The sequence below is a fragment of the Pseudoalteromonas sp. R86517 genome (genome assembly GCF_042466295.1).
Classification (GTDB): Bacteria; Pseudomonadota; Gammaproteobacteria; order Enterobacterales; family Alteromonadaceae; genus Pseudoalteromonas; species Pseudoalteromonas atlantica.
Map to the genome: position 1 here is coordinate 29,730 of NZ_JAXHCB010000002.1, position 14,891 is coordinate 44,620.

The 14,891-nt window shown below is 36.6% G+C and carries 9 protein-coding genes; 3 read left to right on the forward strand and 6 right to left on the reverse strand.

Translation table 11 applies throughout. The annotated features are described in order from the left end of the window. Positions 1 to 112: 112 nt before the first annotated feature. A complete protein-coding gene (locus SJY38_RS16270) occupies positions 113 to 1,006 on the forward strand; it encodes a LysR family transcriptional regulator (protein ID WP_054983802.1) in 894 nt (297 codons plus the stop codon). 85 nt (positions 1,007 to 1,091) lie between these two features. Continuing rightward, entirely contained in the window at positions 1,092 to 1,874 is a 783-nt protein-coding gene (locus tag SJY38_RS16275; RefSeq protein ID WP_054983801.1) for an ABC transporter substrate-binding protein, read from the forward strand. 81 nt (positions 1,875 to 1,955) lie between these two features. Here the strand turns inward: SJY38_RS16275 and SJY38_RS16280 are convergent, their stop codons facing one another. Continuing rightward, positions 1,956 to 4,679: a TonB-dependent receptor gene (locus SJY38_RS16280; protein WP_377110232.1), complete on the reverse strand. Its 2,724-nt coding sequence runs from the start codon at positions 4,677 to 4,679 to the stop codon at positions 1,956 to 1,958. A 21-nt stretch (positions 4,680 to 4,700) separates the two neighbouring features. After that, complete coding sequence (locus SJY38_RS16285) at positions 4,701 to 5,762, reverse strand: Ca2+-dependent phosphoinositide-specific phospholipase C (protein ID WP_377110233.1); 1,062 nt, start codon at positions 5,760 to 5,762, stop codon at positions 4,701 to 4,703. Positions 5,763 to 5,955: 193 nt separating this feature from the next. Here SJY38_RS16285 and SJY38_RS16290 point away from each other — a divergent pair, with 193 nt between their 5' ends. Continuing rightward, positions 5,956 to 7,728, forward strand: coding sequence for a metallophosphoesterase family protein (locus tag SJY38_RS16290; protein ID WP_377110234.1), 1,773 nt, complete (start codon positions 5,956 to 5,958; stop codon positions 7,726 to 7,728). Here SJY38_RS16290 and SJY38_RS16295 read toward each other — a convergent pair. The 4 genes from SJY38_RS16295 to SJY38_RS16310 form a co-directional block, all read right to left on the reverse strand. Further along, the gene (locus SJY38_RS16295; protein WP_377110235.1) at positions 7,725 to 10,607 is read right to left on the reverse strand and encodes a TonB-dependent receptor; all 2,883 of its coding nucleotides are present in this window, start codon (positions 10,605 to 10,607) and stop codon (positions 7,725 to 7,727) included. The two genes, SJY38_RS16290 and SJY38_RS16295, sit on opposite strands and share 4 nt — an antisense overlap. Next, the gene (locus SJY38_RS16300; protein WP_377110236.1) at positions 10,608 to 11,588 is read right to left on the reverse strand and encodes a FecR family protein; all 981 of its coding nucleotides are present in this window, start codon (positions 11,586 to 11,588) and stop codon (positions 10,608 to 10,610) included. Between the two features lie 64 nt (positions 11,589 to 11,652). After that, complete coding sequence (locus tag SJY38_RS16305) at positions 11,653 to 12,174, reverse strand: RNA polymerase sigma factor (protein WP_377110238.1); 522 nt, start codon at positions 12,172 to 12,174, stop codon at positions 11,653 to 11,655. Between the two features lie 449 nt (positions 12,175 to 12,623). Continuing rightward, positions 12,624 to 14,384 carry a glycoside hydrolase 43 family protein gene (locus SJY38_RS16310; RefSeq protein ID WP_377110239.1) on the reverse strand — a complete coding sequence of 587 codons (1,761 nt, stop codon included), beginning with the start codon at positions 14,382 to 14,384 and terminating at the stop codon, positions 12,624 to 12,626. Between the last annotated feature and the right edge of the window lie 507 nt (positions 14,385 to 14,891).

Below are 14,891 nucleotides of genomic sequence, written 5' to 3' on the forward strand. Positions count from 1 at the left end.
TACTGATTGCTGCTAGATCATATCAAACAATTAAATTTGCACTATCCTCAAAATTAACAAATCATATTTGTTTAATGTGTAACAATAAGAGTGTATTTGGAGTGAGGATTAAATGATTAAAACAGAAGATTTAACTGCATTTTTAGCTGTTGTTGAGTATGGAAACTTTTCAAAGGCAGCAAGGAGTGAAGGGATGCAAATAGCGACATTATCTAGAGCTATTTCGAGATTAGAAACGGATCTTAAAACAACTCTTTTTAACCGAACTACAAGAAAGGTAGTACTAACAGAAGAAGGACATTTGTTTAAGGCTCATGCTCAACAGGCGGTACACTCAATTAAATTGGGCATTCAGGAACTTAAAGTTAATCAGGGGCAGCCTTCTGGTAAATTAAAGGTAGATTCCGCGCTTCCATTTATGGTGAGTCAGCTTGTACCTTTAGTAGATAGTTTTAAGCGGTTATATCCTAAAATCATTATTGAGCTCTCAACAAATGATTCAGTTATTGATTTATTAGAGAATAAGGTGGATGTTGCATTTCGAGTTGGCGAGCCCGAAAACTCAACGCTGCGCGCAAAATTTTTAGGGTATAGCCCACTTTGCATAGTTGCCTCCCCGGCTTATTTGGCCGAGTTTGGAACACCTCATAAGTGTACTGATTTAAAGCATCATAACTTACTAGGGTTTACCAACTCAGCTCATTTAAATAATTGGTATTTGAATGATAAATCGTTTTCACCAGAGATTACGCCGATAGCTAATAGTGGGGAGATATTAAAACATCTGTGTATTAATGGCGTGGGAGTGATTGCTTTGTCGTACTATATGGTGCATGAAGAGCTAGCTAAAGGCACATTAGTAGAAATTTTACCTAAGGCAATCGAGCACCCTAATAGAAGGGAGTCTGTACATGCTGTTTACTATAAGCAAAGCGCACTTGCTTCACGTATTTCTATTTTTTTGGACTACGTTAAACCGCGTTTAAACTTGTCTAGTAACAATTAAATAAAACCGATAAGTAATCAGATGAACTGTTTTCTCAGTTTAGACTATTATTATCAAGACTTTGTTTTAACTTTTATGGCAGTAAATGATTCAATATTTGAAACACATGGTTAATAATTTCATACTCGCATTATTATTTTATATTCCTTTTTATAGTTTTGCTTGTGACCGTACACTGTTAGTAAGTGCATCATCTACGTGGGTGCCATATTCATACACAGTTGGCGAAAAATTCAAAGGTCTCGATATAGAAATTTTGGAATTAATTTTAACGAAGAACAATTTTTGTTGGGAGTATATTGTTTTTCCTTCTTCAAGCCGTGCTTTTACCGAATTAGAAAAAGGGGACGTAGATCTTATCTTTGGTGCAACTTATACACAAGAGCGCAGTAGCTTTGCAGCATTTAGCACCGCTTATCGAGATGAAAAAATGATTTTTTTCTACAATGATAAGAACCAGCATAACAAAGATTTAATTAAAAATCTTACTACTTCTAACTCACCTTATTCATTATTATCAAAAAGCCTTATTGCTAAAAATAGAGGGAGTTATTACGGCGAAAGTTTCGAAAATTTTAAAAAAGAATGCTCAAGTTGTTTACTCGAACTAAGCTTAGCAAAAAAAAGGTTTATGTTATTAAGTACCGATAGGGTCGACTTTGTAGTCGAGGACTATTTAACCGGCCTTTATCTTCAAGTAGCTAAAAATATAATGCCTGGTCGCTTTATAGTAAATAAAAGCCCAACGCACTACATGTTTAGAAAAAGGTTATTTGACGATAAAGCATTAGAAAAATTTAACTCAACTATACGCAATAGTGAAAAAGAGATAGCTCAAATTATTTCAAAGTATGGGAATATAGAATAATAAAATTAACCTATTAAAGAGCTAATACGCTCTTAGTAGTTAGGTTACATGAGATTATGCAACCTAACTATTGATACATCATTAAAAGCGGTAACTCGCGCCTAAATACACAGTACGGCCGTTAATTGTTGTATTGTATAGACGATCATTCGAGTCTGAATATTGCTCTTCACGTTCGTTAGTTAAGTTACTTGCTTCAATTGTAACTTTTAGCTTATCACTTACCTGATAAAAAGCAGATGCATCTATGTAGGTGCTGGCATGAAAACCATTTTCGTCTTCATCTCCGTTACCTGCTTGTACTGCTGCAATATAGTCACTTCTGTATGCAGCTGCAACGCGTGCGCCCCATGAGTCAGAATCGTAATATATTGTAAAGTTACCAGAATGTTCTGAAAGACCTGGGAATGATTTATATTGATCAACACCTGAGTTACCCACATTACGGTAAAGCGCTTCACCATCAGCGAATGTATAATTAGCAATAACACCTAAGTTATTAAGTGGGGCGGGTAAAAAGTCTAGGTCACGTTGAAAAGCGAGTTCCCAGCCACTAATATCACTTTCATCTAAGTTTTGTGGTTGAATAACAGTGAATATGGTACCCGCATTTTGAGGATTACCTGCTTCATCTACATCACCTAGAAAGCTAAGTGGGTAGCCTGTTTCACTGTATGGGATATCATAGGTTTCGGTAATAATGAAGTTATCGATAGATTTATGAAAGTAACTTACGGCAGCATATCCAATATTTTCAAAGTAATACTCTACTGAAAAATCAAAGTTAACTGATTCATAAGGCTTAAGGTTAGGGTTTCCTGAACTGATACTTAGGCCATTGGTTGATGTGGCATCATTTTGTACTACACCTGTTGGCACTAATGCAGCGAGTGAAGGGCGGGTGAGGTTTTCGCCATAACTTGCACGTAGCACTAAACTGTTATTACTATCCCACACTAAATTAATAGCGGGTAGTAACCCTGAATAGGTATTTTCAACGTCAACTACTTCTCCATTTATTAACCCTATAGCATTGGTAGTAGTATCGTAATGACGCACACCCGCATTACCCATTAAGTAACCTGAGCCTAGTTCCCATTCAGCTTCGTACTGCAAATAAGCGCCAAAGGTCTTTTCTTGTACGTTATCGGTAAAATCAGGGTTATCTAAATTAGGGTCGATATTCATACTCGCTAGAGTGCCTAGTACATCAACACTTACCCATTGTTGCTTATTGTGTGCGGTATTGGTAAATGTAAGGCTTGAATCTACCGTGTCATCCAGTACGCCATCTTCCCAATCACTACGGTTAATGTTGTCAGATTTAGTTTCACCGTTTTCACTTTCAAACTTTTTATTAGATACACCAAACTTTATATTTGAAGCATTGTTTAGTGTGTAATTAAAATCTAATTTTACAGAGTCGAATGTATTAGTTATTTCCTCTTCAGATATATCAATTTCGTGGTAACGGAATAAACTACTGTCGGTAGGATCGAACCCATACGTATTTTCTCCATAATAAGCATCGCCACGGTAGTCAATAGTTTCGTCACCGAATGTTTCTAAATATATTTTTGCGCTACCGGTATTAAACTTAGATTCAGAGCGTCCTACTAAAGCAGTCATATTTAAATCTTCAGTAATTTGCCAATCGCTATTTAGTACATATTGGCTTATTTCAGTATCAGCATACTGGTTTCTACTTTCCGAATGAATCGCGGCATCTTCATATACTGAGTAAATAGCGTCATTATTTTCGTTTATCTCCAACGAGGTAAGTTTTGAACAAGTAGGTTCACTTATATAGGCCGGCCCTGTACACCCTAGTGCAGTCGAGCTAGAGCCACGACTTTGTAAGTGGAATTCACTGCGATCATTATTCAGTTCACCATATAAAGCATCAAAACCAAACTCAAGGTCATTAGAAGGACGATACTGCAAAGCTAGAGTTGTACCTAAACGCTTCTGCTCGTTTTCAAACAATGAATAGCGGCTACCACGTGAAAAGCTCACTTCTTCATTGTTTATTTTATCTTGTAATTCATCTGATAGTTCAGAGATATCGGAGCCTGATGCATTTTTTTTGCGCCAGCGATAAGTATTGTAACCTTGCTCATTTACATCACGTTTGCTGTATGCAATTGAAAATAATGCACCAAATTTATCATCCCATGTATTTGAGATAAGCGCTGCAACTCGTGGGCTAACATCATCGGTTTGTGAATTATCGCCAAGTTGACCTGATAGAGCAGTATTAAAACCATCAAAATCAAATGGTTTAGCTGTATGAAGCCCAACAGTGCCGCCTATGCCGCCTTCATCCATTTCGGCTGAAAATGATTTTTTCACATCAACGCGTTGAAATAACTCAGAAGCAAATATATTAAAATCAAAAGCGCGAGAGCGACTTACGGAACCTCGGCTATCCATTGCTGAAGACGATGTACCTAAAGCTTCCATACCGTTGAGTTGTACTTGTGTAAAGTTTGGACCCAAGCCTCGTAACGAAATTTGTCGGCCTTCGCCGCCTTCTCGAGTTATGGCAATGCCAGGTACACGTTGTAGTGAGTCTGCTAGATTTAGATCGGGAAAATCTGCAATATCTTCAGCCACAATAGAATCTTGCGCGCCCACAGCATTTCGTTTTAAATCTTTCGCTTTTAACAAACTGTTGCGATAACCCTGTACAACAATTTCTTCCACTTCTGTTTGCGCAGATTGTTCTGCATACACATAATTAGACGCGCCTAACGAACTTATTATAGCCGTTGCTAAAAGCGTACGAGATGGTTTGTTCAACATAATGCTTCCTTGGTTTTTAATTTAAAGTTGATTATTAATAAAAGGGTTTGTGCGCACTAAATGACCTTCGTCAAATTGCACCACATAGTTAAAGCGCGCCTGCTGTGGCGAGCCGGGTATAAAATCGGTTGAAATTACTTGTGCGCCGCTATTTTTTGCAGCATTAAACTGCATTGTTCGGTGCGAATTAGTGGCACTTAAATTTGCATCTGCGCGGGTACGCACCATGTAGCCTGAAGCTATTAATTTTTGAATTTTTTCGAAATGCTTTATGGGGTTATTCACTATCATGAAAGCAGCTTCTGGTTGGTCTGCTTCATAGTGTGCAAACATACTGGCTCCTCTCAGCGAAGGACGGTTTTTTCTATACAATGAGGTTTGTGATTTCTTTCCATCAAATAAAAAGATAAATTTTTGCTTAAGCAGATCTACATTTGGCCAGCCAAATTGGGTCACTGTCTCATTTAACGACAGGCTGCTTTTGCGTAAATTATCGGGTGTAAATAATGAGCCTGATAAAGTTTGCTTTATTACGGCATCAAGAGAATGGTAATCACTGGCTTTAAATTTTAATGTAGGGGGTTGAGGGTCTATAGGTGTACCCGTTTCCTTAACATTAATCATGATAACGATAGGATAATGGAGCGGGTTTGCCTGTGACCAGTTTTTGAGGTTGTTTAAACAATGACTAAATAATATGCAGTGACTTTGCACGTCAACACCAGGTATATGCATGACTTTAAACCCAGGAGTTGATAGCTGCTCTATTTCTTGTTCACTAAACAAAGCTTCACTTGAGACATGCTCAGCCCACGGCGTAAGGTATAAGCCACCATTTGGATCTTTTAACACATCGATTTCTAAGTGCCTGATACCACTATTGAGCTGATCAACAATATTAATATGGCCATAATCAATTTGTGCCGTAAGCTTGGGGTTAAGCTTGCTTAGCTCTTTTTTAACTCCAAGATTAAGTACTTTTTTATAACTATTATGTGAGCCAATCACTTGGAATTGATTCAAAGGGGTGGCTAAAGCACCTGTTAGCCACGTTATAGCAGCAATAAAAATAATAAAACGCATAGCGCATCTCAATTGTGAGTTTGCTACCTAAGAGCGCTCATTTTTAAATTAGGGGACACAAAAGTTTTGATTTAATAAAAGCTTCATAATTAAAGTCGTGTTTTTAAAAGTTTTGTCCCCTATTTCTCATAACTGAACTCTTTATCAATAAAGAAAACATTAACTGAGGTGTGTAGGGGTGGTGGGACAAAGGTTGACGTGGTTATTTGTAATACTTGGCGCTTTTAATTCATTGAATGCTGCAGGTATTGAATATTTTGATATGAAAAGTGAGGATCAGCCTGGTACTGTAAAAGTGGCTTTTCTAGCAGATATTCATCTGCATGATATCTTTGCAACCACAGTTAAGGCTGTGAACACTGCGTTACCTAAAGACCCTAAAACCCGACAACCTCTTCTAATCCGTAGTATGTATGCTCAACTTCATTCGACTCGCTTATTTAATGAGAACTACTTTGCTTTTATTCATGTATTGGATGAGCTAGCTCAAAAAAACATTAAGCTAATAGCATTACCAGGTGACTTTACTGATGATGGCCAGCCAATTAACGTTCGGGCTTTAGCTAAAATATTGAGCAGGTACCAAAAAAAATACGGTATGAGATTTTTTGCAATTCCTGGTAATCATGACCCCGTAAAACCATTTTCATCTCCTGCTGGAAAAGCGGACTTTTTAACTTCTGACGGTAATGAATTTGGCCTTTATAGCCACGGGCATACAAAATGTGCACATAATCACTCTCTTTGCGATGATGGAGTTAAGCATTGGGGTTACTCAGAAATTCTAAGTACACTTAATGACTTTGGCTTTAGTAAACACGAATCCGACTTACTATATGAAACACCGTATAAAAATAGAGAGTTTTCATGGTGTGATCCGAATAATGCGACTCGCTGTATTATGATGCCTGATGCCAGCTACTTGGTTGAGCCAAAACAAGGGGTTTGGCTCTTAGCAATTGATGCCAATGTATATGCACCTCAATGGAAAAATACACCTATAACGTTTAAAGGTTCATCAGGAGCTGGCTACAATGCTTTAATAAAAGCTAAGCCTTTACTAATCCAGTGGATAAAATCTGTGGTTAAAAGGGCTAAGGAGCAGGATAAAACACTTGTCGCATTTAGCCATTTTCCGATGGGAGATTTTTACGATAATGCTAATAAGGAATTACATAAGGTATTTAATAACGGAGACTTTTCATTACCACGAGTCCCCACTGCACAAACCGCAAAAATACTTGCACAGACAGGCCTAACATTACATTTTGCCGGCCATATGCATTTAAACGATACTGCATTAATTACTAATAATAAGAGCTCTCAATTAGTTAATGTTCAAGTGCCAAGCCTTGCTGCTTATAAGGCTGCTTATAAAGTTGCTGAATTAAATCTACAAAAGCAAACCGCCCATATAAATACCTATACACTTAACGATTTGGCAGATTTTAATAGGCTCTTTAGTTTTTATGATAGAGAGTGGCTATACAGAAATGATAATAAACAAGATAATTTTGATCGCACTATTTTAAATTCTAAAAGTTATGCAGAGTTTACTAAGCGTCACCTTATTGGGTTGATTGAGCAACGATTTTTAAAGCGTGATTGGCCTAACGAGTTAGTATCGTGGCTAGATAAAAACCTTTATTTAGAGAACTGGTTTACGGCAATGCAATGTATTGATAGTGCTAGCCCTGAAATGTTAGTTCAATTGAAATTGATATCAACAAAATCTTGGCTGCAAGACTTCTATTTATTAAGAAATGGTGATGTAACAGCTGATATATCCGATAAAAGGCGTATCTTTTACCAACAGTTAAGCACCTTATTAGAACAATCAAATTGCAAAACTCAAACGCAGATACAGCAATATTTAGCTTCACTTACACAAGTAATGGCAAAGTTTAGTAAAAATACCCAGGGAGAAAATTTTAGCGTTGATTTAAAAACAGGTAAGGTTTTTTAATATTGATAACTCAGGCCCAGGTAAAAAGTGCGGCCACTTGTTGTAGAGTTATAAGCTCTCAGCGATGAGTCACTATACTGGCGTTCTTGTTCATTACTAAGGTTAAAAGCACTTAATTTTAACTTCCAGTTTTTAGTAAAGTTGTAGTTAAAGCTTGCGTCCCAATATGTTGTTGGCATAAAGCCGGTTTCATTTTCATCATTTATTAATCCTCCAGCACGTACCAAATATCTACCTCTGAAAATAGCACCTAGTTTAAAGTTCAGGTTGGGACGATCGTAAAAAATCATACTCGATGCTGTGATTTTAGATAAAAACGGCAAGTTCTTTTTAAATAATGCTATGCCATCATTGGAGTTGTAATAAGTTACCTTGCCTTCGTTATACGTACTTTGTAGGTTAATACCCCAGTAAGAGTTGGGTATTAAGTAATTTAAATTTAATTCGATGCCCCATTGATAAGCTGTCTCTGCATTGCTTTGCCATACCGCTATTTTATCGTTGGCAGCTTTAATAGGGTGGGGTAATGGAGCTTGAGTAGTAACAATGTAATCGTTTAAATTTTTATAATACAAAGATAAATCCAATGAACTATGACCACTAAAATCACCCTCCAGAGATACATCAGTATTATAGGATATGTAAGGCTTAAGATTTGGGTTAAAAATATATTCAATATTATCTAGGGTATTGTTAGAGTCGGCAAAGTTTAGAGAACTTAATAACGGTTTAGAATAATTTTTAGAAGCCCCAAAACGAAAGCGCCAATGCTCATCAATGAAGAGTGTACTATTTAGGCTAGGTAGCCATAAATCATAGCTTAAGGTTGATAAGTCCTGAGTAGAAGTTGTTATAGAATCAAACTGGTAACGTAGCCCAAAATCGACCTCCCACTTATCTCTCTCAAGTGCTAATAATGTATACACACCTCGACTGTTTTCTTTTATATGTTCATACTTTCTTATAAAAGAAGCGTTATTCTGCTTTATGTTAAATGGCGCTATTTTATAAAGTGCAAGTGCATCATTAGTGTTTATGCTCAACCAGCGCTGGTTTTTATGTTTATTTTGGGGGGTTATGAGTGTTTCGGGTAACTCAATTAATTGTTGTGGGGAGTTACTTATTTCATTGAAAAAAATATCGTTTTGTTGAAGGTTATTCATTTTATTTGTAAATGAGATCCAGTCCCCACCAAATTTCATAGAGAAAGTGCCATTAAAACGATGCTGTAGGTCTATCTTTGCAAATAGATATTTATTATCTGATTGATAGTATTCTAAATCTCCGTGGTATAAATCCCACATACTAATGTCTTGTAAGTTTTGGCTATAGTCAATATCGGCGTAAAATGGGTCTTGTGTATAATCAATAGTTACATCACTGACCCCTTGGGTATAAATTTTATTACTATACGGTATTTCGTACTTTGATTGCTGGATACCTAATATGGCATGTATATCCCACCGTTTATTGAGCTTTTTTACAATTGAGAACTGGCCTTGGTGGTAGGACGTATTTATTTTTTGAACTCTACTTTCTGTTGCTACTCTGGCATCAACATAGTGAGCATAAACTAACTCATTGTCTTTATTTGTTTTGATACTTGTTATTGCTGTTTGCTCTTTTATTACAGGTGTAGATTGGTCACCCCGGGGATATAAATGAGACTCTGAACGATTTCCTTTTAAAAAACCTGAGAGCACATCTACATCTATATGGGAGGTAGAGTTTTTATATTCTAAAGACAAGTTTGTCCCAAAGCGTTGCTGAGTTCCTTGCCAAACAGAATACCTATTTCCCCGAGGGATGATGTAATTCCCTTGTGCTAAATTTTCTGATTGTAATTTACTTAATGAGGATAAGTCAGCATTATTAATGGCTATGTTACGCCATCTAAATGTATTAGCACCTTGTTCTAATGATTCTCTGCTCGTATAGGCTACACTTGCAAGCGCCCCCCAGTTCCCCCACGTATTTGACAAAAGGGTAGAGTAACGTTTAGACCCCGAGCTAACATAATCGTTATAGCCAATTTCGGGGGTAATAACAAAGTTAAACCCTTTCTTATCTAGTGGACTTATTGTTTTTAAGGCCATCGTACCTGATATTCCGCCGGCGATCTGGTCAGAAGAATAACTTTTGAATACTTGTATTTGCTTAAATAGTTCAGCTGGTAAAATGTTAAAATCAAAAGAGCGATCGCGCTGCTTTTGCACTCTACTATCCATAGGTGAATCATTATTTGCCAATACTGGCATATCATTAAGTGTAACCAGGCTAAAATCAGGGTAACTGCCACGGATAGATACTTGTCGGCCTTCACCTGCCTCGCGAGTTATAGCTACCCCGGGTATATATTGTAGCGCCTCTGCTAAATTTGTATTTGGAATATCTGTGATGTCTTGTGATGAAATTGCTTCACTAATTGCCTTTGTGTTGTGCTTTAAATTACGCGAGCGTGCTTGAGAATAACGAATACCTTTAACTGTAATCTCTTCTATTAGTTTAATATTGTTTTGGCTTGGGCTTTTATAAATTACAAATCCATTATTTTTTATTTTAAAAGACAAAGTAGTATCATCTAAAAGTAATTTAAGCGCTTGAGATAAGGTGTAAGAACCACTAATAGTTGGGCTTTTTTTATTATTGAGTAGTGTAGGATCGCTGCTATAGGAAACCTGATATGCAATTGCAATCTGGCGTAAACTGTCGCTAAGTGAACTCGCTGGCACCTGAACAAATTTACTTTTTGTTTGTGCTGCTTGAATAGGGCTAGGAATTAATATACTTAAACAAATTAGAGCATGCGTAAGACATAAAATTTTATGTCTTAAACAATGTAGCTTGCTCATATCAATGAATTTAAATAAATCGAACACTTAAATTCTCGAAATGAACAGTATATTTTGTCTTTCTTCAAGTTTTAAATTATAAGCATCAGCTATTAACATCAAGCTCTGTTTTGGTGTTTCTAGATTGAATCGACCACTAATAATCGTATTACTAAGCTTACTATCTAGTTTAATTTTATCGTTACTATATCGTTGTAGTTGTTCAACTATGCTGTCTAAAGTTTCTTTTTCTGCTTCAATCCAGCCGGTTCTCCAAAGGGGAAGTTGCTCTAATGATTTATCAGTAGTTACAGTAATACGACCATCCACCACGACTGCTTTTTGAGGAGGAATTAATGTTACAGTGTCATTTGCATTAACTTTTACCTTCCCTTCATAAACAGTCACTACTACTTTATTTTCATTATGCTGTACATCAAATGAGGTCCCTAACACGGTAATGTTAGTTTCTCCAGAGTCGATAATAAATGGGCGTTTTTTGTCTTTTGCTACATCAAAAAAAACTTGCCCTTTATTTAGTACTACTTTTCTTACATTGGGCTGTAATTTCGCTGTTAGCTCACTCCCTGCATTTAAGTGCAAATAGGTACCGTCCGTTAGTAACTTTGAAACACGCTTACCTATAGGCGCGCTAATAGCTTTAACTGGCTCAAACTTATCATTAGAAGCAATGGTCGGTGTAATTGATGCTTCTTGTTGTGGCAAAGAAAACCAGTACGCCATAAAGGCAATAGCACTAAAGCTAGCTGCAATGGCTATTTTATGAAAACTCTTTTGCTTGTTTGAATTTTTCTTTAATGGAGTAATAGACGTATCATTATGGTAGATATGCAAATTATGTAGAGCTTTATCAATTGAAGGGTCGCCAAATATTTTAGCAACTCTATCAAATGCAGCTTTATTTTCCGGCTGTTTTAGCCACAGGGAAAGTTCTGCTGATTCATCTTCGTTTAAATCGTTTACCCGATCTACCCAGTCAGCGGCTTGCTCTAGTGTTTGTTCATTCATTCAAAAATTCTTACCAGCATGTATTAATATTATAGAGTGTAATAAAACAAAAAAGGGGACATCTCTACTGATGTTTTTCTATATGCAATGTTATTTGGGTCATAGCTCGAGTGATATGTTTTTTTACAGACTCTTGGCTCATACCTAGTTTTAAGCCAATTTCTTCTCGGCTTAAACCTTCTAAACGTCTAAGTTCAAAAACTTTTCTCCGTAATGGGGGAAGTTCATCAAGTGCTTGTTTAACAAGTTCTAGCTTTTGTTCTGTGATTATTTTAGACTCGGGGTCGCTACTTTCTGGTGCTATCAGCTCCATTTCGTCATCATTATTGAGTTGATTCTTATTTTTTTGCCAATCATGATAAATGACAGATTTTGCTACCTGATTGATATAGGCCGGAAAGTTATCAATTTTAGTGGATTTATTCCTGTTTATTGTCCTTATTAAAGCTTCCTGCACTAGATCATCTACATTATCTGCATTAGAAGTTCGACGAGTTATATATTTCCGTATATGACGAATAATATTTTTAACTTCACTTTCTTCAGAGGAAGGCTGCAAGTCTAAAAGGCTTTTAAAAGTTTTCATTACTCTGTCGTTTATTCCGTTTACAGAGATATTAAATGAATTATATGACTTAAGTATTACAACGGTCTTATGTTGCTATTAGGTCTATTAAAGTAGGTTGGGAGGTATAAAAAAGAGAAAAACTAACGGTTTAATACAGTTATTGAAAGAGCTTGTCAGCGTAGCTTTACTAAATTTCAGTTTATATTAATGAAGAATAACTAAAACCTTAAGTAAAATGTGTTCCACATTGTGGAATTTTTCTCAAATATAGAGGGGACTTGTTTTATATTTCGGGTTTTTTGGTTGACTTAGTGATACAACTTTCAATTGCCCTGACAGCTATAAATTTAAAGTAGGGTAAGGGGTATGCATCGGTTAACACACTGCCTATTATAATTTAATACAGAAAAATAAGTTTATAATAGGCAGGTATAAATAAATTTTATAACGTTAACTAATGTAGCTAATTAACGTGCCGCTTTAGGCCCATCATAATCGTATGTGAACCAGTCAACATCGATGTAGCCAGCATCCTTTTTTTCATTCCACGAGAAAAACCCTAAACGATCGCCTGTCCATTTACCAAAAGCGATGGTGAATGTAGGGCCAAATGCTTTAAAGCTTTTCCCATCAAAGCTATATTCGTAGGTCGCTTGATTTCGAGCATTTGAAGTTCTTACAAATAGCTTGTCACCATTTAACTCTGGGCCAAGGGTCTTTTCGCTCATTCCATTCATATAAAATAAATGCTTTTTACCCTTTTCATCCATTTCAACCCCTAGAAGATTAAACACTCCCCCATAACGTACAAAGCCAGCTAGTTGGTTGGGTTTCATACCCGATACATCAAATTTTGCAACTGCTGTACCGGTGGTAACCCCCATCATTCTCTGACTCAAGGTATTGCTGGCTCTCCAAAAATCACCATCTGAACCATCGTTGTTGGTCCACTCATTAATTTTGGGACCATGTCCTTCTTTATTTGGTAGCACCTTGCTCGCTTTTAGGCGTAACCATCCCGGGCGTTCAGTCAACGACCAGTGACTATCTCTAGGGTTATGGTTCCACTCCCATTGCGGGCCTAATTTTGCTGATGAAAAGTCATCATCGCTTTTTGGCGCTGTGATTGGATAACCATTTATAGGTTTTTTGTATCTTTTAGCAGGTTCGCCGATACCGTCATTATCTTCATCAACCCCTATAATTGGCCAACCGTCAATCCATGTAACTGGTTCTAGTACTTGTGGTCTGCCTTGAAAAGGAATATCGTCATTTTGGATAAGTTGATGCATATACCACCAAGAACCATCAGGTGCTTTCATTAGGCCACCTTGACTAGCACTTCGATTATTAAATTCAGACCCTTTCTCTAAAACCGTTTTTACTTCATAAGGCCCATAAATGCTCTCTTTGGAGCGAAGAACAAGCTGCTTTCTATCATTTTTAGGGTTTTTCACGCCAGGCTTTGTTGATTTATCACCCATAGTCCATTGAGCCATGAAGATGTACCAAGTACCATCTATTTTATAAATTTTAGCTGCTTCTGCGCCCATGCCTGTATAAACAAGTTTTCCTTCATCAAGTATTTTTGTCCCATCCCAACTCATTTCATAAATACGATTTTCATTTCCCTCAATTTTATTATGAGGGGACTTTTGCTTTGCGCCCGTATTAATGATTACATACGCTTTTTTAGTTTCTTTATCCCAAAAAACAGCTGGGTCATCAAGCACATCAGCTTTGGGTAACATCATAATTGGCTCACTCCACGGTCCCTCTATGTCTTCTGCGGTTGTGACCATCAATCCATGCTGATAATCTATTTGATACACATACCATTTCCCTTCGTGGTATGCGATATCACCTGCCCAAGTACCAAATGAATAACCATTCATACGGTCCCAGTTATACTCAGGAGCCCAAGATAGTTTTGGGAATGCGTGACCAACGTTGGTCCAGTTCACCATATCCATAGATTTTAAAATCGGCATACCTGGAGACATATGTTGTTTAGAAGTAATCATGTAATAAGTGTCACCGACTTGCTCTATATCAGAGTCGGGATAATCAGCGTTTAAAATAGGGTTTATATATGTACCATCGCCTTGATCGCCAAAGCTTCCTGTCTGGGCTGGTTTTAAAAACTTTTCATCTGACGGAGTTTCTCCAGCGTTTATTAGAGCATTACAACCAGTTAAGGCTGCAATAATAGAGAGGCTTAAAGCCATTAGTGTGTGTTTGTGTAGTCTGTGTTTCATGTTTTAAATAATCTTGTGATTTATTATGAGTTAATTAGATTAGATTTGATGTTTTGTTAAGTCAACAGCTCTATAGTGAGCGATGTGTTAACTCAATATCGTGGGTAAGCTAAATAACATATAAATCAACTTTTAATAAATATTTGTTTTATAATAAATATCAGTAGCTTGGGGTTGCAATACAAAAATCCTTTGACTCCTCTATAGTAATGTTAAATGTGAAAAAGTATTTTATGCATAGTTTTTTTAGGGAGATTAGCCAATATTAGCTATTTAGTTTAGATATGAGTTTAGGGTTTTCATTAATTTAAAAGTGCTTATTTAGTTAATATTACTTGTCATTATTGTGTTGATTGTGTGAAAATCGTCAGAATCGCTCAATATTAATCTTTCGCTATGCTAGCGCAGTTGCTGCTTTGATATATGCAAATGCTTTGCTTTTATCTAATTGGGGTTGTAAAGCGAGGGATAAATAAT